20 protein-coding genes, 1 tRNA gene and 1 pseudogene are annotated in these 18,706 nt (G+C 57.6%); 11 read left to right on the top strand and 11 right to left on the bottom strand.

Annotated features, from left to right (window positions below; all coding sequences use genetic code 11):
* Nucleotides 1–5: 5 nt before the first annotated feature.
* A pseudogene (locus tag NW805_RS04345) lies at nucleotides 6–189 on the bottom strand (hypothetical protein); the annotation flags it as partial.
* A gap of 108 nt (nucleotides 190–297) precedes the next feature.
* Nucleotides 298–1,983, bottom strand: coding sequence for a SpoIID/LytB domain-containing protein (locus NW805_RS04340; protein WP_414421757.1), 1,686 nt, complete (start codon nucleotides 1,981–1,983; stop codon nucleotides 298–300).
* Nucleotides 1,984–2,150: 167 nt separating this feature from the next.
* Here NW805_RS04340 and NW805_RS04335 point away from each other — a divergent pair, with 167 nt between their 5' ends.
* From NW805_RS04335 to NW805_RS04325, 3 genes are all read left to right on the top strand, one after another.
* Complete coding sequence (locus tag NW805_RS04335) at nucleotides 2,151–2,525, top strand: DUF1818 family protein (protein WP_414421756.1); 375 nt, start codon at nucleotides 2,151–2,153, stop codon at nucleotides 2,523–2,525.
* A gap of 101 nt (nucleotides 2,526–2,626) precedes the next feature.
* Nucleotides 2,627–3,379 (top strand): FAD binding domain-containing protein, encoded by a 753-nt coding sequence (locus NW805_RS04330; protein ID WP_414421755.1) that lies wholly within the window; start codon nucleotides 2,627–2,629, stop codon nucleotides 3,377–3,379.
* A gap of 428 nt (nucleotides 3,380–3,807) precedes the next feature.
* Complete coding sequence (locus NW805_RS04325; protein WP_414421754.1) at nucleotides 3,808–4,242, top strand: type IV pilin protein; 435 nt, start codon at nucleotides 3,808–3,810, stop codon at nucleotides 4,240–4,242.
* A gap of 34 nt (nucleotides 4,243–4,276) precedes the next feature.
* Here the strand turns inward: NW805_RS04325 and NW805_RS04320 are convergent.
* Nucleotides 4,277–4,350 (bottom strand) — tRNA-Arg (locus tag NW805_RS04320).
* A 201-nt stretch (nucleotides 4,351–4,551) separates the two neighbouring features.
* On the opposite strand from NW805_RS04320, the gene NW805_RS04315 reads away from it, so the two are divergent.
* Both NW805_RS04315 and NW805_RS04310 read left to right on the top strand, forming a co-directional pair.
* Complete coding sequence (locus NW805_RS04315; protein WP_011432900.1) at nucleotides 4,552–4,986, top strand: hypothetical protein; 435 nt, start codon at nucleotides 4,552–4,554, stop codon at nucleotides 4,984–4,986.
* 415 nt (nucleotides 4,987–5,401) lie between these two features.
* Nucleotides 5,402–5,728: a DUF5684 domain-containing protein gene (locus NW805_RS04310; RefSeq protein ID WP_011432901.1), complete on the top strand. Its 327-nt coding sequence runs from the start codon at nucleotides 5,402–5,404 to the stop codon at nucleotides 5,726–5,728.
* A gap of 44 nt (nucleotides 5,729–5,772) precedes the next feature.
* On the opposite strand, the gene nuoK is transcribed toward NW805_RS04310, so the two are convergent.
* The 5 genes from nuoK to NW805_RS04285 all read right to left on the bottom strand — a co-directional run bounded on the left by nuoK (nucleotide 5,773) and on the right by NW805_RS04285 (nucleotide 9,594).
* Nucleotides 5,773–6,078: an NADH-quinone oxidoreductase subunit NuoK gene (gene nuoK / locus NW805_RS04305; protein ID WP_414328814.1), complete on the bottom strand. Its 306-nt coding sequence runs from the start codon at nucleotides 6,076–6,078 to the stop codon at nucleotides 5,773–5,775.
* A gap of 81 nt (nucleotides 6,079–6,159) precedes the next feature.
* Nucleotides 6,160–6,768 (bottom strand): NADH-quinone oxidoreductase subunit J, encoded by a 609-nt coding sequence (locus tag NW805_RS04300; protein ID WP_011432903.1) that lies wholly within the window; start codon nucleotides 6,766–6,768, stop codon nucleotides 6,160–6,162.
* Between the two features lie 119 nt (nucleotides 6,769–6,887).
* Nucleotides 6,888–8,237 carry a TPM domain-containing protein gene (locus NW805_RS04295; protein WP_414328807.1) on the bottom strand — a complete coding sequence of 450 codons (1,350 nt, stop codon included), beginning with the start codon at nucleotides 8,235–8,237 and terminating at the stop codon, nucleotides 6,888–6,890.
* A gap of 143 nt (nucleotides 8,238–8,380) precedes the next feature.
* A complete protein-coding gene (locus NW805_RS04290; protein ID WP_011432905.1) occupies nucleotides 8,381–9,112 on the bottom strand; it encodes a lipoyl protein ligase domain-containing protein in 732 nt (243 codons plus the stop codon).
* A gap of 17 nt (nucleotides 9,113–9,129) precedes the next feature.
* Entirely contained in the window at nucleotides 9,130–9,594 is a 465-nt protein-coding gene (locus NW805_RS04285; protein ID WP_414421753.1) for a YbjN domain-containing protein, read from the bottom strand.
* Between the two features lie 221 nt (nucleotides 9,595–9,815).
* Between NW805_RS04285 and NW805_RS04280 the strand changes: the two genes are divergently transcribed.
* Nucleotides 9,816–10,571: a 5'-methylthioadenosine/adenosylhomocysteine nucleosidase gene (locus NW805_RS04280; protein ID WP_414382819.1), complete on the top strand. Its 756-nt coding sequence runs from the start codon at nucleotides 9,816–9,818 to the stop codon at nucleotides 10,569–10,571.
* 70 nt (nucleotides 10,572–10,641) lie between these two features.
* Here NW805_RS04280 and NW805_RS04275 read toward each other — a convergent pair whose 3' ends face one another.
* Together NW805_RS04275 and NW805_RS04270 are read right to left on the bottom strand one after the other, a co-directional pair.
* Nucleotides 10,642–11,595, bottom strand: a complete 954-nt coding sequence (locus tag NW805_RS04275) for a PspA/IM30 family protein (protein ID WP_414421752.1) — start codon at nucleotides 11,593–11,595, stop codon at nucleotides 10,642–10,644.
* 341 nt (nucleotides 11,596–11,936) lie between these two features.
* Nucleotides 11,937–12,806, bottom strand: coding sequence for a hypothetical protein (locus NW805_RS04270; protein WP_414421751.1), 870 nt, complete (start codon nucleotides 12,804–12,806; stop codon nucleotides 11,937–11,939).
* 34 nt (nucleotides 12,807–12,840) lie between these two features.
* Between NW805_RS04270 and NW805_RS04265 the strand changes: the two genes are divergently transcribed.
* From NW805_RS04265 to lpxD, 4 genes are all read left to right on the top strand, one after another.
* A complete protein-coding gene (locus tag NW805_RS04265; protein WP_414421750.1) occupies nucleotides 12,841–14,103 on the top strand; it encodes a class I SAM-dependent methyltransferase in 1,263 nt (420 codons plus the stop codon).
* 58 nt (nucleotides 14,104–14,161) lie between these two features.
* Nucleotides 14,162–15,703, top strand: a complete 1,542-nt coding sequence (locus NW805_RS04260) for a hypothetical protein (protein WP_414421749.1) — start codon at nucleotides 14,162–14,164, stop codon at nucleotides 15,701–15,703.
* A 66-nt stretch (nucleotides 15,704–15,769) separates the two neighbouring features.
* The gene (locus NW805_RS04255) at nucleotides 15,770–16,288 is read left to right on the top strand and encodes a DUF4330 domain-containing protein (RefSeq protein ID WP_414421748.1); all 519 of its coding nucleotides are present in this window, start codon (nucleotides 15,770–15,772) and stop codon (nucleotides 16,286–16,288) included.
* Between the two features lie 15 nt (nucleotides 16,289–16,303).
* Nucleotides 16,304–17,335: a UDP-3-O-(3-hydroxymyristoyl)glucosamine N-acyltransferase gene (gene lpxD, locus NW805_RS04250; protein WP_414421901.1), complete on the top strand. Its 1,032-nt coding sequence runs from the start codon at nucleotides 16,304–16,306 to the stop codon at nucleotides 17,333–17,335.
* A gap of 53 nt (nucleotides 17,336–17,388) precedes the next feature.
* Here the strand turns inward: lpxD and NW805_RS04245 are convergent, their stop codons facing one another.
* On the bottom strand, nucleotides 17,389–17,814 hold the full coding sequence (locus tag NW805_RS04245; RefSeq protein WP_414421747.1) for a DUF1499 domain-containing protein: 426 nt from the start codon (nucleotides 17,812–17,814) through the stop codon (nucleotides 17,389–17,391).
* Between the two features lie 192 nt (nucleotides 17,815–18,006).
* Here NW805_RS04245 and NW805_RS04240 point away from each other — a divergent pair, with 192 nt between their 5' ends.
* The gene (locus NW805_RS04240) at nucleotides 18,007–18,693 is read left to right on the top strand and encodes a Uma2 family endonuclease (protein WP_414342578.1); all 687 of its coding nucleotides are present in this window, start codon (nucleotides 18,007–18,009) and stop codon (nucleotides 18,691–18,693) included.
* Nucleotides 18,694–18,706 lie beyond the last annotated feature (13 nt).

The raw sequence follows: 18,706 nt of genomic DNA, 5'->3' as shown, positions 1-18,706 counted from the left end.
TTCAACTATGCAGCGATAGCATTCTGTTTGTTTCCAACCAGAATGGCGGTATCCCGCAAAGCTTTGAGTAGAATACCCAAAGCGCAGTTTCCGTGTCGTCTTACTACCAATTTTCTGCTTTGCTTTGGCTACCATGTTGGCAGACTCGAAAGTAAACAGAAAGATCAACTGGTAGTAATCCGTACTGAACATATTATACATTATTTTCAGTATAGTTGAGCTTATTATTGACTAGAGTCATGCTCTTCTAAAGGCTCTGTCCCGCTGTCGCGAACGGCCATAACTTTCACCCAACCTCTAGCGGATAGAGTAGGCTGCTGAGGCGGCAGGCAACTGCAAGGATAGGGATCCCAGCGGGGCCAAGGTGGTGCCGGGGTAGTAGAAAGCGAGGATTTGTGCCGCGTTAAACCCCTGCCGAGCCAGGGTATAGGAGCCATACTGGCTCAGGCCCACCCCATGGCCAAAGCCGCCACCGATGAAGCGATAGCCTGCCAATCGCTCCCCTTGTTTCAGAGGCTCTATCCGAAACAGGGTGCTGTACAGGCGAGGAAAAGCCAAGCGTACCTGATCCTTGCGCAAAAGAATCGAGCGGATCCCTTCTGCCGTCTGCAAGTCCAATTGCATCACCTGCACCCGGCCACTGGCGGAGCGCTCCAGGATCTGCATCCCCGCGATGCTGCTCCAGGTGGGCATCGGGATCCCTAGGTAGTCTTGGCCGGCCCGCAACTGGGTGTTCAGCTCCTCCAAAGATAGGGAGAACTCCCAGCGGAATAGGCGGGATACCCCTGCTTCGTTGAAGCCCTCTCGTTGGGCCAAAAACGCCTGGAAGCTGCTCTCCTGCCGCAAATCCAAGGGCTTACCCGGTTGATGGGCAATATCCGCTTGCCGGCGCAGGTAGGGGCGCGGATCCCCGTCCCAAACATCTTCAAAGGCCGCCGAGATGCCGCCATTGGTAGAGGAATAGACAGCATCCACCAGCTCGCCATTGTAGGTGAGCACCAGGCCACTGGTTTGGCGAATGGCTTCGTCTGCCCGTGGGTGAGTTCCGGTCAACCCCTTGTAAACCTGGCAATGGGTATTGGCGCAGAGCTGATAATCGTCAACCTGAAAGCGGTGGAGGTTCTTGAGGGCGTAGGTGCGCGCCAAAATCGCCTGGGCGGCCATCGCGGCAAAAGGGGCCCCTGGCCCCACCTCGTGGGGAACTACCCCCCGCAAATAGGTTTCCAGAGGCACGGCATTGACCACAGTGTAGCTGCCGTAGGCATTGGGCTGAAAGGTGATGGATCCGGCATAGTAGTGGTCGTTCACCCGTAGATAGCCGGCATCAGAGGTCACCCTGAGGCGGGTGCGGTGGTAGCGAAAGTGTTCATGGATCCAGCTCAGCTCCGCCCGTTCGCGTCGCTCCTGCACCTCGAGCCGCACATGGGGGATCCCTTCCTTCTGGGCATACTGCTGAATCTGGATCAGTTGTTGCGGGGTGTAGGCGCGGTTGGCCCACACCTGCCATTCTTGCGGCTGGGCGATCTCGGTGCTGATGCCCAGAGACTGCCAATGGTTGGCGTTGGCCTCGGCACTCTCAAAACTTTTGTGGCTGCTGAGGATTAGACGGTATACGGTTTCCGGGGTGGTCAGGGCGCGATTGACAATGCCGATGCTGACCCGAGGCGTTCGCTGGGTCTGGGTGCTGCCGTCTGCTTGGGCAAATTCCAGGGTGAGAAGGGATCCCGTCGGCGCCGCCAGCTCCACCTGATCCGTCTCAGAACGGCCAAAGCGTTGCACAATGCCTATATGCAGGATTGGGTTTTCGGGGGTGGCTGCCGTGGCCAAGGTCTCTTCACGAACTCCGGTTGCGTCGGCGGCATGGAGCGCTAAGGCCGCCAGCAACAGGCCCAAGCCGGAAATGAGGGTGCTCTGTTTGCGCCAGCGGGACGGAGCCCTTAAAAACCGACGGGGTTTGGCAGTGAGAGCCTGACAACTGGCCATGGCCGCTTTATCCTAAAACACACCCTGTCGATTTTACCCCCATCTTTTTTGGCCTACCTGCAGCGGTTGCGTCAGCAGTGGGGAGCACCATGGATGCTTTTCCTTGCCTGTCTGTTGCCAACAACGGTGATGGATTCCCAATCGCGACAGTGGGACGGAGTTCCTACTTGGCTCGTTCTTCTCTGCACAAGGGATCCGGCTGGAGGCTGGGCTGGGATCCCACCCGTTCCCCTTTTGTTGCGCTGGTGGGGGGAGAAGCCTGGGCGCTGGAGCTCACTCAGGAGGAGTGGCAAGCGTTTGTGCAGGGGGTGCAGCGCCTGCAGCAGGATATGGAGGCCATCGCCTCCCAACTGATGGCGGAGGAGGGCATTACGCTGGAGCAGACTTGCCCTGCTTTGACGTTGATTGCCAGCGGCAGCGCCACCGCCTGGGGCCTCTATGTGCAATTGCATCAAGGCCGGCGCGGAGAAGGTTTTTGGCCTGCTGATGTTGTCCCTGAGCTATGCCAGGCCCTCGCCCAATGCTTTCAGGAAGCTCTCTAGCCCCCTGAAGCCTGCAGTCTGGATCCCTGCCTGAGAGAACCCATGGATCTGCACTATCTGCACACCTACATTCGTCCCCAACAGCTTGAGGACTTGACCGCATGGGATCCCGGCTGGAACTGGCTGGCCGGGGGGACTTGGCTCTTCTCCCAGCCGCAACCCCACCTGTGGGGACTGGTCGATTTGCACCTCTGGACTGGAACGAGCTGGAAATCAGTGCAGAAGGGTTAAAACTGGGGGCAACCTGTACCTTCCAGCAACTGCTGCAATACCCTTGGCCACCCCATTGGCCAGGGATCCGCGCCCTGTGCGAGGGAATGGCGTCTTTGGCCTCTTTTAAGGTGGCCCACTTGGCAACGATAGGGGGAAATCTCTGCCTGGCCCTGAGTGTCGGTGTCGTAGCACCCGTGTTGATCGCCCTTGAGGCCACCTACACGCTGATCGATCTGCAGGGATCCCTGCGCCACATCCCCGCTCAGGACTTTCAAATCGGCCCCCAACAAACTCTGCAGCAGCTGGGCGAAGCCTTGCGATCCATCTGGATCCCGGCCCAACGGCTGCGCGGCCCCAGCACCTTTCAGCGGCTCGGCATCACCCAAACGGATCCCGCCTTGGTGATCGTCGCTGGATCCCGCGATCCCGACTCAGGCGATTATCGCTTCGGACTCAATGCTGCCCTTTCACCCCCACAACTGGTGCGGCTGGGATTCCGGCCCGATCCAGAACATCTTCCCCAACTTTTGGCAGAGCAAGCCCACGGCTGGATCGCGGATTTTCGGGCCAGCGCCCTTTACCGCCAACGCATGAGCGAGGTATTGATTCGCCGCTGTCTGGCAATCTTGCTCCGAGAGTAAGCCTGACCTCCCTGACCAAATGAGAGAGGATAAATTCATCTGCTGAGCTCCCAAAAACGAATGACCCATGAGAGTCCGCGGCGGCAGCAAGTGCCACCCCACAGACAACCGCGAAAATAGTTCACAGTGAACCCAGCTTTATCTGAGCTTAAAACTTGAGGCCAGTTTATAAAAAACTTACCCACAGTTGATAGCCAGTGAGGTTTTGGATTCAGGAGTTCGCGTGATTTGACAGGGAAAGTTTTGGATCCGCAAAGGGTAACCTGAAACCAAGGAAAGGCTGGAATACTGGGGCAAGCTCCTTTGGGTTTAGCCGGGTGCCTGATTTCTCCCAAAGTGGGGCTGAGGCTGTCATGAATCGGTTTTCCCTTCATGAAGTCTATCTCAGGAGAATCCTTTTCCGTCTGGCCACTGCAGCTCCTCGTGGCATGACATTGATCGAGTTGCTGGTGGTCATTGTGATTGTCGGTACTCTCTGCGCGGTGGCCATTCCCAACCTGCTTAACCACATTCGCCGTTCCAGAGTTGCTGAAGCCCAAACAGCTTTGGCGACCATTGGCCGCGCTTCAGAAATCTTCCGCATGGATTTTACGGTTTATCCTTCCAGCTACGCCGATATTCAATTCGGAGGGATCCACGGGGATCGTTATCTGCAAGATCCCTGGCAAGCCCCCAACTATCGTCTCCCCGAAGTTGTTCCTCCCACTCCTGGCCCAGCTGGCATGCGTTGGATGACGGAGTCTCACACCTACACAGCTGCTGGTGGGGATCCCCTGCGCTGTGACATCGGCCTTGGGGATCGCCAGCAAGAGGTTTTGGTCTCCGGCTACAACCTACACAACTCCTGCAACCTCTATCGTTGACCTGCCCAGGCAGGAGTCTGGCGGCTTGAGGAAGCGGGACTGGGCGGACTTGAACCGCCGACCTAGCGCTTAGGAGGCGCTTGCTCTATCCATCTGAGCTACAGCCCCTTGTCGAACATCCTACTGCTCTTAGCCCCCATCTCAGATTACAGCCCTTTTGCAGATGAGGTGATACCCGACCAGTTCTCATCATGCCCCAACTGGGTCTGGCGTTATCGGTTGTGTTGTTGACATTGACCTGCTAGACATCTTCTGTGATGCTAAGAAGTGTTAAGCTAAGGACTTGGATCCCAAACCGAGGTCAGCCCTATGGAATCCCTTTCTGATCCCTTCGTCAATCCCCCCATTTACTCTGCCATCGCCTTATTCAGCTTTTTTGCTGTTATCTTTGGCATCATTTTCAAGGACAATTTGGAATACCAGGTGGCCCTTTGGCAGCTCAACCGGGATAGCCAAGCGCAAATTCGCTACCGCACTCCTGGGGTGATCCTCACCTACAGTCTCTGCTGCCTGTTTACCTCTGGGTTTGTGGCCGCGTGTCTGAACGTGTTTGGCCTGTCTATGGCCTTGGCCGCCTGCGTCGGTGGGATCCTAGTGTTGAGCACGGCAGGCTTGGTGTGGTGGCAGTTGGGATCCCTGATGGCTCTGTTGGCTGCCGGTGGATCCCAGGCCATCGATATTGACTCTTACGGAGCAGGGGCCATTTTGGATTCTGAGGCGGCAGCACCCCCCGAGGGAGAATAGGATCTTGGAGTAGTCTTACCCCATGCCCTGGTCTAGCTGGATCAGCTGGATCCAGAAGAGCGTGCCTACAGAGTAGAGAAAGCTTAAGAAGTTTCTGGCCAACTTGTTAAAACGAGAGAACGAGAGAACAAGTGCCAGCTCAGCTTTTAGAGATTATTCGTCAGATCTGTATTCTTGATGAAACTTGACAGAATTCTTGATGAAACTTGACAGATAAGTCTGGACAACGGGATCCCTTTTGGCTAACTTTGTGGGCGGGATCAGAGTAGCTCCTGAACAGCTTTGGAAAGTTGGTTTTCTTGCGGTTTGGCCTTATAGCTGTATAGATTCGAGGGTTGTCTCTGACACCAAAGAGACGCTGGAGACAAGTGAGTTGACATTCGCAAATATCAAAAAAATATGTGGGAGGGTCACGATGGATGAGCTTTTACCAGGGCTGATTGCCGTTGCCCTTTACGCCTTCTTTAGCTACACCTTAATGGTGATTGGAGAGAAGCTAAACGTGCCGAATGCTTGGTTAGCTTGGATCCCGATTGCTAACATCTGGGTGATGTGTCGAGCTGCTGGTAAACCCGGCTGGTGGGTGATCCTCTTCTTCATTCCCCTAGTCAACTTGATCTTCGGTATCTGGGTGATCTTTGCCATTCCACCCCGCCTGAATAAATCCCGCTGGCTGGGTCTGCTGGTTTTCCTGCCTGTTTTGGGAGCTTTGCTCTACTCAGGCATTCTGGCCTTCACTTGAATTAGCCAGCCTTGCCTTGATACAAACTAAACAATCGAAAAAGTCTACCACTTGAGCAAGTTGAAGCTCTCCATATCGATAGTGGCGCGGTTGCGGTAGATCCCCAGCACGATGGCCAAGCCCACTGCGGCCTCGGCAGCCGCCACAGTGATGACAAACACCGAGAACACCTGGCCGCGAATCATCGCTGAATCGACAAAGTTGGAGAAAGCCATGAAGTTCAGGTTCACCGCATTGAGCATCAGCTCAATCGACATCAGGACGCGAATCGCATTGCGGCTCACAATCAATCCGTAAATACCAATGCAGAAAAGAATCGCTGCCACCACCAAGAAAAACTGCAGTTGCAACATCGCGATGAGCTCCATGTAGATACACAATGACAGGGGCCTCGGGAAAGCTCTAGGTTTTATGGCCGAGAGCAGTCAGCTTTAGCGGGTGCTCACCAGCTCTGCCGGTCGTTCTGACTCTGATTCCAGCTGGGGTCGGGCCCGCTCCAGCAAGCTCAGATCCCCTTCTCCGGCTTGGGGAAGAACAAACTCCCGCCGCGCCAAGACAATGGCTCCAATCAACGCCATCAGCAGCAAAACAGAAGCCAGCTCAAAAGGCAGAAGATAATCGCTGAAGAAGTGGCCGCCGATCACCAACACACTGCTCAAAGGTTGGATCGGCTGCAGCGGCCAAGGGGTGTTCAAAGCCATCGCGGCTAGAAGGGCAAACAGACCCAAACAGACCACCGCCGTCACTCCGTTGCGCAGCCAGCCCAGCTTCAGAGGAGCAAAGTTGTAGCGCCGATTCACCAACATGATGGCAAACAGGATCAACACATTAACCGCGCCGACGTAGATCAGAACTTGGGCTGCGGCCACAAAATCGGCATTCAAGAGGAGATACAACCCGGCCATGCTCAGGAAAACGCCCCCGAGCAGAAAACCGGAATAGACAATGCTGGGGGCCCAAACCACGCCTAGCGCGAAGCCAATGGCCATCGCCGATAGCACCACAAACGTAACCAGTTGTACGCCTTCTCCGAGGGTCATGAGAGATCCGTCCTTAGCCAGTTTCTATTGCTGCTCCCTTACCACTGTACTGTCCTGGCGGATTTAAGAGAAGCCCGACTCCTTTTTCAGATCGATAGAGAAATCTCTAGAGTTGGGTCTCACCAACTGCCGCCCGCTCCGCCACCTCCGCTGCTACCGCCACCGAAGTCTGAATCTCCACCTGAATCTCCACCGAAGTCTGAATCTGTGTCTGTGTCGCTGAGCTCGGGGATGACCACCTCTCGCTCGCTGCGGTACCCGCAGATAGGACAGCTCAGGATTTCCAGCTTCAAGCCGCTAGAGGAATAGGTGGCTTCCCTGAGAACCTGTGTGGTGAGGTCGAGGGTGAGGGCTTGGCACCGAGGGCAGTAAAGGTGTCGGGAGAGCGTGCCTTCGCGCACAACCACAGCTATTCCTTGACAGGTCGGACAAAACCAGCCGTAGTAGCGAGCTCTGCCGCGGCTCCTGGCCAGGCGATGCTCTTGGGGAAGGTACTTATCCAGAAGCTGGGGCTGGATGAGTCGCATGGGTCGACCACAGGCTTGACAGACCACTGGCTGAAAAGGGATCCCACGCTTCCGGCCCAAGGTGCCGTCAGTGGCCATAGCAGCCACAACCGGCAGAGCGAACCCCAGCCAGTTGCCGCTGGACAATCCTAGGAACACGCCAAGGCAGAGGGATCCCGAATAGAGGAAGAGACGAATGGGGTCGCTCTGAACCGAAGAGAGCACAGCACCTGTTCTTGGATCTCTGCGTGTCAGGGAGAGGACTTGTCTTCCCCCTCGCTCAGCCCTTAGAGAGACGGGCATGCGAGAGCGCTGCCACCCCAGTCCCAAAATGATGATCCCCAGCAGCAGCAGGATCCCTTCCACCAGGGAAGAATCAATGCCCTGGGCCACTGCCCCAGAAGAAGTTGCAATCGTTGAGGTGGTAACTCCAGAAGCTGCCGCAGGAACATTTGCAACGGGCTGGCCCTGCAACACCGAGGTCAACTGCCGCACCCCCGCCAGAGTGCCGCCATCAAAATCCCCATTGCGAAACCGAGGCAGGATCTGCTGGTCGATAATCTGCTGGACTCGGCTGTCGGGGAGGATAGCGACCAGGCCCCTGCCCGTTTCGATTTCCACCCGCCGATCCCCTACCGAGATGAGAAACAAAACCCCGTTGTTTTGGCCTGCCTTGCCGATCCCCCAGTAGTTAAATAGCTGCGTGGTGAAGTCTTTTGGTGTTGCATATCCCTGAGTATTCGGCACGGTAACCACTGCCATCTCGGCACTGGTGCGCTGCTCAAGCTGAGTGATAAGACGGTTGAGCTCGTTTTCGGTGCTGCTGCTGAGGATGTTGGCGGTATCGGAAACCCACCCTCCATACTGACGGCGGGGGTTGGGCACTTGTTCAAGGGTAATGGCCCAAGCGGGCTGCGGCAGCAGGGATACAACTAGCAAAACTGCCGCCCAAACTTTCGGCATGGCTTACCTGGCTGAGCGCTGCCTAGGTTCTAGCACAGCTGTCTCGGCTAGAGGCATTCCTTTTCCCAGGGAGAGAGGGGAGTTGGGGAACGGTTGAGACAAGCCGCTTCTTGTTGCTAGTAATTGTTAACAGCAACCGGCCCTCAGTCCGGCCAAGGGAGCCAGGCTTCTTCTTGCCATTCCACTTCAAAGCACTCCCGGGCGGCCTGGAGAAAATGTTCGATCAAAGCAGGGATCCCTGGCGCCGTGGGGCAAATGTCGTAGATACCAATCACCTGCGAGCCGGGCAGATACCGTTCCCACAGCTCTAGATTGGGTTGCAGTAGGAGGGATCCCTGTTGCAGGATCCCCCAAGGTTGCCACAGTTGGGCGTTGCCCATCAGCTTTTTGCCCTGCCAGCTCAAGTCAGCACGGGTACGGGAGGCAAAGCAACTGGTCTTGTTGCGGTAGCCGGGATCCCGGTGGCTTCGGCCGTGAGCAAAAGCGGGCTCATCTATGGCAATGCCCAGCTCCGCCAACCCCTGCACCCAAAAGCGGCAACAGAAGTCGTACACCCAGGCCCGCTGCAAACTGGGCAACCTGGCTTGCAAGTAAGAAAGGGGCAACACCAAGCTGTAGGTCAGCTCTGCTGCATCCTCAGCCGCCTGATGGAGCACCGCCCTTCCCCCCGTGGGTCGGCGCACAATCGGGATCCCTGGCAGGGGATCTGGCCAAACCTGGTGCCGTCCCAGCGAGAGGGTAAGCTGATCCCAGCCATAAAAGCGCAGGCAGGGGTGAGGGTCATGGCGCAGCCGCTGCAGAAGCCAGGCATCCTGCTCCATTTGCCGGGCCCCAGAGGCCACGCGGTAGGGGAGCCAGTATCCCTGGGATCCCATCCCGGCAAAGCCAGACCTTAAACTTTGGGGAACTCCGCCTGGAGGGGCTCATCATATTCATCGGCCAAGCTGGCCACAATGGTGATGGCCCGGGAAATTTCGCCCGCTGTGATCCCTTCCAAGGTGCGGTAGTGGTTCAGCACCACCTGGTTGTTCCAGATGCAAAAGCGCGCCTCTAGGGTGTCGCTCCAATTCTTCTCCAGGAGCTTCTGCATCAGCTTGGCGGGTTCTGCCACCGGCAGAGAGAGAACGGGAGACCATACCAAAAGGGTGTCTTCTGGGGATTCGCCGCTCAAATGGACGAACACTTCTGCCGTGCCGTAGGTAAATTTCCAGGTGTGACCTTGCTCGTGGTTCTCGTAGGCGGCATCCTCCTTGAGGCTGGAAACCACCGCCGAGACAACCTCAACGCAGCGAAGGGGCTCTGGAAAAACCTCTGGCGAAGGGTTAAAGGTGCTCATGAGCAGCTCACTGTAGACCATGGTCTTCCCCCTATTCCCTATCCAACCACCTCAACTATACCGCTATACCGCCTAAGACTCCGACCTATCCGGTCATCGCTTTGGGATCCTCAACTCAGGCGAGAATGAAACCGTTGGCAATGGTTCACTAAGTGGCCGGACAGGTGAGGGCAAGCGATCCCCCCCGCCAACTGGAGAGAGAGCCTGTTCAAAAGTCTTTCGAAGAACCTGAGGGAAGCTCTATGGAATCTCCATCTCATCTCCCCCAGAAAGCCATTGGTATTCTTGGAGCCCTGCCCGAGGAAGTGGCCATGCTCACCGCAGCAATGGAAACCTGCTCCATCCATACCCATCTGGGGCGACAGTTCCACCAGGGATCCCTGGCGGGGCAACCGGTGGTGGTGGTACAAGGTGGGGTGGGCAAGGTGCGGGCGGCAACCACGGCGGCTCTGTTGGTGGCCCATTTCCCTTTGCAGGGGATCATTTTTACCGGTGTGGCCGGGGCCTTGGCCGATCACCTGCACATGGGAGATGTGGTGCTGGCCCATGCGGCGATTGAGCACGACTTTGGCACCGGACGACCCGAGGGCTTTGTCTTGGGGATCGACTTTATCCCAGAGCTGCGCCACCCACTGGCCGAGGCCGATAGCGCCCTCTACGACCTGATTGTGGCCCATCCCGAGCGGATCCCTCTCCACCCCCTACAAGGCCGGGATCCCGTCATTCATCAAGGCTTGGTGGCCACCGGCGATGTGTTTGTGGCCGACGCAGACCTACGCCGACAAATCCGAGAACGCACCGGCGCTTTGGTGGTGGAGATGGAGGGGGCAGCCGTGGTGCGAGTAGCGCAAGAAGCCGGGATCCCTTGTTTGCTGGTGCGCTCGGTTAGCGATGCAGGGGACGATACGGATTTCTTGAGCTTTTTTCAAACAGCAGCGCTCAACTCAGCAGCAGTTGTCCGCACCATCCTGCAAAACCTGCCCCCCTCCTTGCCTTAGCCCAAGTGCGCAGATCCCCTCCTCTAGCGCAAAAGACGCAAAAGAGGAGTTGGGCATGGTTGCGTTCGCGTCAGTTGTTCATCTCCCGCTCCAGTTTGGCCATCGAGATCTGGCTTTCCAGGCGGGAAATGCCTTCGCGAAGGGTTGCCACCTGCGCTTCAACTTCATCCAAAGATTTGCGAACCGCTTCTGCCGCGCTCATGTGCTGGTTGCGCCGGACCAAAGCCTCGCGGGCAAGGTCATCTTGGTTCTGTTGGCTGGCTTTCTCAGCTCTGACAAACCAATCTTCGGCCTTTTGCAAAATTTCGTCGTACCGCCGTTCCAGTTGCTTGCGACTGGCCAGGGTTGTGGTGAGGCTGCGCTGCAATTGTTTCAGATCCCGCTCCATCTGCCGGATGCTCACCCTTTGTCGGCTGGGCTTTCTCCACAACACCTTGCTCAGACCCACCATCACCACCGCAGTAGCAATCCCCACACCCGCAGCCGCCGCCGGATTTTCACGAATCAAAGAACCATCCAAAACATTGACCCCCGCAAAGGCCGAGGTTTGCGTGGCCGTCTCCCGAAACTCCCAAGGCATCACCGGATTGCGTTGCTGCCAGAAGCCTAACCGCGCCGCTTGGGCCGCCTCTTGGGCTTCTAAGTAGCGCTGCCGATTGGCCCCGTGCAAAAAGCGCTCATAAACCACCGCCTGACCCTGGCGCAACATCTCCAAATTCACCAAACCATCGGCGTTGTACACCTGGGCAATGTGAAGCCCTTCCGGTGTGACATAGAGGGTATCCACCTGCACCAGGGATCCCGTCGGGAGCAAGTTTTGCAAAGCCTCTTGGGATAGCTTCCCCCAGCGCCCTTGGGTTAGCTCTGGCGCATCCACGTAGGCCAGACGGAAACGGGTTGGCCTGCCGTTCAAGTCCGCCCAAAAGGTGTCCCCATCTACCACCGACCGCACCCGTGCCGTCCCGGAAGATTGTGCTGCCGCCGGAAGAACAAGCCAACTGCCCGAAAGGACAGCCACAGTCATCAGAAGGGAAGTTCTTGAGGTCATGGGGGTCACTCCTATTGTGCAGAACAAGAACAAAAGTTAAGAAATAATAAGATAGGGAAGTTTCGGGAACCAACCGGAACCCCAGACCGTCTCCAGGACTTGCTACGGGGCTGGCCACTGTTTTCGCATTGCAATTTCTCATTGCAAAGTCAGCAGGGCCAGCTACTCTCCACGTGAGAGAGGCAAACTTTTCCAGCGGAAAGCTGCGGCTCTTGAAGAGTCGGCCCGTTGGGTTGGCTTAATTTGGGTTAGAGTTTAGCTCACCTTTTGGGGCAACGTCACAGCCCTAAGGCGCAATCTTCGTCTATCCAGCTGAGTTACAGGCGCAAGCGATAGGGTTCCTCGTCGGGGAAGTCGGGCAGACGTGGCGGGAGGATCTCGATCGCTCCGGTGGGCAGCGTTTGCAGCACCGTACCCAATTGGGCCAGTTGTTCCAAGACAAACAGGCGGGTATCCCGGTCGGTGGTGGAGTTAAACACGCTCAGCCAAACATCGAATTGGGAACGGCGGCTGAGGGGGCTGCGGGCAATGTTATCCCCCAACTGGCGAAATTCATCTCCAGGCAGGCCCACCTGCTCTCGCCAGGCAGCGGCTTGGTAGTAGTCATTGCGGCCCGCTTCCGCATCCCCCAGAAACATAAAGTTAAGTAGAGCACGATCCACGTAGAGTCGCCAGGCGTCAGGGTTGTTTTGGGGGTTGAACTGCTGCAAGCCGCGATCCAAAATCTCGACGGCTTTTTCCGGCTGGCCGGCCCGATAGGCCAACACCAAACTGGAGAGCCGGTAGCCCAAGAAGAAACGGGGATCCAGCCGCAGCATGTGATCGAAGTAGTCGTAGGCCAGGCCATAGCCAGTCAGGGTGCGAGCCGGTGCATCCCCGTAGTACTGGATCAGCTCCAGCCACAGCCAGGAAGCCCCCAAGTTGCGGTAGCCCAGCCACCCCAGCGTATTGGCCAGGGCAATGTTGCGGTTTTTGCGGGCCTCGGCATTTTCCAATTCTCCCAGATTGATCCGCTCCAGCATCGGCAACTGCAGCCGCACCACCAGGATCCCACACAGAAACGCCCCCCCAACGGCGGCCAAGGTGCCTATGAGGGAGAAGCGAGAGCGACGACGGGGCAAGGAAGCAGTAGCCATGGCAAGTTTTTTGCGGATCCCTGAGGCTGTCGCGACCAGGGCTACACTCAATCATAAATTGAACCGTTGAGCCTTTCCCCTGCCTATGGCCAGCTCTGCCCTCTCCGCTTCGGAACGAACCTTGAGCCTTTACGAGGCTCTGCCCTACCCTAATGTGCCCCTCTCGCAGACGGCTCGCAATGCCTTGCCGGAGATGTTTAAGATGAGCTACACCACGGCTCAGTACCTGCGCACCCATGCTATCGTCCCGCCAGAGGGCAAGGTGTTGTTGAATGCCGGCTGTGGCTCCGGTTGGGAAACGTTGATGATGGCTGAGGCCAATCCAGGGGCCCAGATCGTTGCCTGTGATCTGTCTCCGGCTTCGGTCAAGCTTACCGAGGAACGCCTGCGCCACCACGGCTTCACAGATGCCGAATTTTATGTCCTCAATCTGCTGGAGCTGGATCGCCTGGGGATCCAATTCGATTTCATCAGCCTCAATGATGTTTTGTATTTCCTGGAGGATCCCACCGAGGGCCTGCGGGCCATGAAAAATGTCCTCAAGCCCGATGGCATCATCCGGGCCAATCTCCACAGCCGCCGCCAACGGCAGGTGTTTTTCCGCTTGCAGGAAGCCTTTCAAAAAGTGGGCCAATTTGACGTTCCACCGGCTGTAGGGGCGCAAAATGTGCGGGAGTTTATGGGATCCCTGCGAGAAGAAGTGGCCCAGGCGGTGTTCTGGAACCCGGCCAACTATGCCGAAGATGCGGCCATTATGAATAATTACCTACTCCCCAACGACAAGGGGTTCACGATCCCCGACCTGTTTCGCATGTTGCAGCAGGCGGGGTTGAGCTTTTTGAGCTTGGTGGATAGGCCCGACTGGTCGGTGGAGTCTTTGTTTAAAGAGGTGCCTGAGTTTGTGCGGCAGCGGTTGGCAACCCTCAGCATCATGGAGCGGCTGCATCTGTATGAACTCCTTCGCCCTGTCCATCGCCTCATCGACTTTTGGGCGGAGCATGCCGGCTCTTCGCCGGTGCTGCCTTGGAGTGACGAAGATTGGCTGTCGGGATCCGTACAATTCAATCCCCTGTTGATGGACAACCCCCGCTTTCGACAGGAGTACAGCAAAGCCCTGCAAGAGAAGCGGCCCTACGAAATGCAGTGGACAGGAGCCACCCACGGGCGGATCAGCATCCCTGCCGAGAAAGTGAGCTGGTTGGCGCCACTGCTTCAAGGACCAACGCCGGTTCGAGAGCTGATTCAACAGGCCGTCCAGTTGGGATCCCCAGATGAAGAACGAACAACCGCTGAGGTGCTGACCTTCCTAACCAACCTAGAAGACTTTCTTTTTTTGATGCTGCAATAGGCAGCTCCCCAAGTTCTGGCTGCCCATACCTGTCTGTTGTTTGTAACCTATGAGTCAGATGTCTGCCCGGTCGGGATCTTACTGGCGCGCAACCCTGACGCGGTGGTTCCCACAGCCTCTGGATCGCTGGGTGGCCGGGATCACCCTCTGCAACCTGGCCATCGGGGTGATCCTGGTGGTGTTGGGCAACCACACAGCTCCTTACGTGCGGGACTTTAACTGGCAACAGCAACGGGTGGGGGCGCAAGAAGTGCAGATGGTGCTCACCTTCAACCGCCCGATGGATCCCGTCAGTGTTGAAGAGCATTTGGAGATCCAGCCCCCTCTGCCAGGCCGAATGCGCAAGCTGGGTCGCCGCTTTTTTTGGACGCTGACAGAACCAGCCCCCTACGGCCAGACCTACCGGGTGCGCCTGCAGGCAGCCGTGGATGAACGGGGCCAGCCCATGGCCCGGCCTTTCGAGGGAGAATTCCGCACACCGGATCGGCAGTTGCTGGGGATCAGCACCGAACCTGCCCAGCGAGGGCGAATGTTTCTGTTCAACCTGGAGACGGGAGCCGCTACTCTGCTGACTCCAGCTGGGGTCAAGGTAACCCAAATGCAGCCCAGTGCTGATGGCCGCTTCGTGTACTATTTCGCCACGGCCACCCACCCACAGCACCAGGATCTGTACCGGCTGGATCTGGAGGATCTGTCTTCGCGGTTGCTGCTGGATCATCAGGGTTACCAAAACCTGCGCTTCCAAGTCTCGCCGACGGGGGAACTGGTGGTGGCAGAGCAGATCCCGCTGCAATGGGATCCCATGGCTGCCGTCCAGACGGAGCTGTGGATCCAGAAAACGAGCCGGGATCCCTTTGAACGTCTAGAGCTGGATACGGCGGTGGGGGGAGATTTTTTCATTAGCCCCGATGAGAGCAGCCTGCTCATCTCGCAGGGACAGGGGGTGGGGATCGTACCCTTGCATCCACGGGCGGCAGCGGAGAGCTTTCTAGCCCAGTTCGGCCAAACCTTAGCCATCCGCCCCGATGGGGCTTTCGGGGCTTTGCTGCGCTTCAATCCCGACTACACCCGCAGCCTCTCCATCGTCAGCAATACCGGCAACAGCGAGGAGATTTTGAGAACCCAGGGATCCATCCTGAAAGGGGCTTTTTCCCCGCGGGCGCCCATCTTCTACGCCTTGGTCAGTGAGGTCTCTCACGTTGGCGGTGCGGAGCATGATTCTGTTGGCGAGGTCGCGATGGACTTCCCCAGCTACACCGAGTCACCCCGCTTGCTGGCGATAACCCTCGGCACTGGCAACACCACCCAGGGGGAAGCAGGCAACGTCGTAGAGGTAGCTCGAGCCACCTATCCCATCGATCTGGACTTCAGCATTTCCCCGGATGGACGCATGCTGGCCTACACGCTCTTGGAACCGTTCCCAGGGATCCCGGATCCCTCGGCTCCCCTTAGCCGTAGCGGGCAAGCCATCATGGCCTCGCAAGTGTGGTTGGTGGATTTGCAGGACGGGCTGCCCATTCCTGATGGACAAAGTGGTTCGCACCGCTGGCGGGAACGCCGCCTACCGCTGGGCAGCAGCGCCCTAGCCTGGATCCCTTAGGGCGAGAAAGCCACTTGGAGAACAAACCTGCCTAGAATCAAGACAGGGTGTGCGAGGAGAGGTGATATGCGGCTCATTGACGAGCAGGGGCGGCTTTTGGGAAAGGTCAGCCTCTTGGATCTGGGAGCTCTGGCAATTGTGGTGGTGGCCATTGTCGCCGTCTTGTTCTTTCCGGGTCGGCAGGCGGGCAGTGTCGTCCAGGTGGGAGGTGGCCCCACGCTGCCGGTGGAAGTGGACATGATTGTGCGCGGGGTCAGCAGCCGCTCTATGGAACCTTTTCAGGCGGGGCAGAAGGCTGACCTGATCATCCGCAACCAGCCCTACGGCCAGGTGGAGGTGGTGCGAGTGGAAAATGTCAGCCGCACGGTGCCAGTGGTTTTCCCCGATGGGCGGGTGCAGAACTTGCCCGATCCCGAAGCCTATCGCCTCGATCTGGTGTTTACCTTGCGAGGGCGCGGCCAGCGGACGGAGAATGGCATCGTCCTGGGCAACAATCGCGTCAAAATCGGTGTTCCCCTAGAGCTAGAGACCTTTGGCTACAACTTGCGCGGCACCGTGATGGACGTGCGGCTGCTGCAATCGTAGAGGATGTCAACTCCAATGCAGCTACAGGAGATTGCCCAAAAGTTGGGATGTGCCTACGAGGGGGATCCCACCCTGGAAATTCACGGCGTCGCCAGCCTGGCGGAGGCGCGTCCGGGAGAGTTGAGCTTTCTCAGCGAGGCCCGCTACTTGCCCCTGCTGGAGCAAACCCAAGCCAGCGCGGTGATTGTGGAAGAATCGACCCCTTTGCCCCGTTCCATTCCCTGTTTGCGCGGCAGGGATCCCCGTCTGCTGTTTGCCCAGGCCATCGAGCTGTTTTACCAGCCCTACCGCCTACCGGTGGGGATCCATCCTACAGCGGTGGTGGATGCCAGCGTCCAACTGGGGGAAGGGGTGGCAATCGGGCCGCACGCGGTGGTGATGGAAGGGGTGAGGATCGGCGACCACACCCAAATTCATCCCAATGTCACGATTTATCCCCAGGTGCGGATTGGATCCCGGTGTCAGCTTTTCGCCAACTGCGTTATTCACGAGCGCACGGAGATTGGGGATGATTGCCTCATCCACAGCGGCGCTGTCATTGGCGACGACGGCTTTGGGCACATTCCCCTGGCGGATGGCTCCTGGCGGCGCATGCTCCAAGCGGGCCGAGTGGTGCTGGAAGACAACGTGGAGGTAGGCAGCAACACCACCATCGACCGGGCCGCCGTTGGCGAGACCCGTATTGGCCGGGGCACCAAGATCGACAACCTGGTGCAAATTGGCCACAGCGTGAGGACGGGATCCCACTGCTTGATCGTGGCTCAGGTGGGCATTGCCGGCAGCACCCAGTTGGGCCACCACGTCATCTTGGCCGGGCAATGTGGCTTGGCCGGGCATCTTCACATCGGCGATGGCGTGCGTGTGGCCGCCCAGACAGGTGTAACCAGCGATATCCCTGCTGGTCAAACGGTGGCCGGCTACCCCCACCAACCCATTGCCGAATGGCGCAAGAGCATGGCCGTCCAGCGGCACTTGCCTGAGCTGCAACGTACCTTGCGCAAGCTGGAAGCTCGTGTGGCCAAGCTGGAACAGAGCAGGGAATCATGAGAGACGGAAAAAGATGCGGATCCCCATAAGTCCCCCGCCTTGTCCTGTCGGCCCTAGCCCTGCTCCAGCAACGACCGCAAAGTGTTCAGGTACTCGTTGATGTTGCGCCGGTTGCCGCCGAAATCATATTCCCCAACACGGCCTTCGGAAGTAATGTGTAGACGAGTATGGCCAGGATCCCCTTCTATTGGCGACAGCGAAACCGTTAGATCGTCCACGAACTTAAAAAAGTTGGTGCGGGAGATCCCCTTCACTTCCATCGCCTCAGCATCCACAGAGACCAGTTCCCCCCGCTTCCAAACTTGAAAGGCTTGCTCAGCCGCTTTTAACACCTGGTCTGGGCTAGCTGCAATCACAACTTCCTGTTGGGCGCGATTGTAGGGGGATCCACCCAGGGTGGCCCCTTGTAAGGTGGGGATCCCGCTTGCCAAGCCGAAAAGCAGCACCGCTATCACCACCAAAAGTTTCCAGAAAGACATGCGGACAAAAGGAGAAGTTTACATCTCTTATTATGCCTTTCAGTTAGTAGAACGCTCCTGTTATCACCCTGTCAGCCTGAAGCAGAGCACCTGCCGGCGGTTCTATCGATGGGTTAGCCTACAGCTAATTCACTTGCCCCGAGTGCAAAAATGCTGGCCCAAGAAAAACTCCAAGAGAAAGCCGAGGAAAAGATTACTCCCCTCACCCGCCAGCAACTGGCGGAGCTCATGCCCTCGGCCCAGGGGCTGCTCAGCGATGAACCCGAAATGGAACACTCCCTGCATGCCCTGCAGCTTTTGATTCTGGTCAGCTGCCTCGCCCGCCTCTGGCAAGACCGCAACGACTACTTCCTCGCCTGGAACCTCACCGTCTACTACAGCCGAGAGCAACTCAAAAATAAAGACTTCCGCGGGCCAGATCTGTTTTTGGTCAAAGGGGTAGAAAACCGCCCCCGCCCTTCTTGGGTGGTGTGGGAAGAAGGTGGCAAATACCCGGACTTGATCATCGAGCTGCTTTCGGAATCGACTGCCAAAGTGGATCGGGGTGAGAAGCGGGAGCTTTACGAAAGGATTTTCAGGACACCGGAGTACTTTTACTATTCTCCGGAGACGCAGGAGTTTATGGGTTTGCGACTGAGGGGGGAGAAGTACGAGGAGATTGAGCCAACGGAGCAGGGCTGGCGCTGGAGCGAGATGCTGGAGCTGTATCTGGGGATCCATAACCAACAACTGCGCTACTTTTTCCCCAATGGGGAGCTGGTGCCTACTCCTGAAGAAGCTGAGAGAATCGAGCGCCAACGTGCTGAGCAAGAGCGACAGCGAGCAGAGCGCCTGGCCCAGAAGCTGCGGGAGCTGGGGGTGGATCCCGATACCTTGTAAGGGTAAAGAGAGG

It is taken from the genome of Synechococcus sp. W60.1 (assembly GCF_047461575.1).
Lineage (GTDB): Bacteria > Cyanobacteriota > Cyanobacteriia > Thermostichales > Thermostichaceae > Thermostichus.
Note: the sequence above shows the minus strand (reverse complement) of the source record. Positions and strands in the feature narration are given on the sequence as shown.